Source organism: Pontitalea aquivivens (assembly GCF_046507575.1).
In the GTDB taxonomy this organism is placed as follows: domain Bacteria; phylum Pseudomonadota; class Alphaproteobacteria; order Rhodobacterales; family Rhodobacteraceae; genus Pontitalea; species Pontitalea aquivivens.
The window spans coordinates 1-310 of sequence record NZ_JBKFEY010000143.1; the positions used below are offsets into that span (position 1 = coordinate 1).

1 protein-coding gene is annotated in these 310 nt (G+C 62.9%); it reads left to right on the forward strand.

The features are described 5' to 3' along the window. Positions 1 to 310 (forward strand): ATP-dependent Clp protease proteolytic subunit (locus ACK8OU_RS20565; RefSeq protein WP_410305180.1); only part of this gene is annotated, 310 nt, incomplete at both ends.

The following is a 310-nucleotide window of genomic DNA, read 5'->3' on the forward strand; positions in this document are numbered from 1 at the left end:
GACGGCCGAGGCGCTCGACAAGGTGAAGGGCAGTCTCATTCAGGGCTATGCCGCCAAATCCGGCAAACCGGATGACGAGATCGCCGCGCTGATGGCGGCAGAAACCTGGCTCGATGCGAAGGATGCGCTGGATCTTGGCCTGATCGATCAGATCGCCGCACCCGTGAAACTCGCCGCATCCTTCGACGTCACGCGGTTCCGCAAGGCGCCGCCGAACCTTGTCGAGGCCGTTGCGGAAACCGGTGGAGATGCCAACGGTTTTGACAGGGCAGGCGGAGTTGACGCTGATGCAGGCGATGCAGACGGGTCT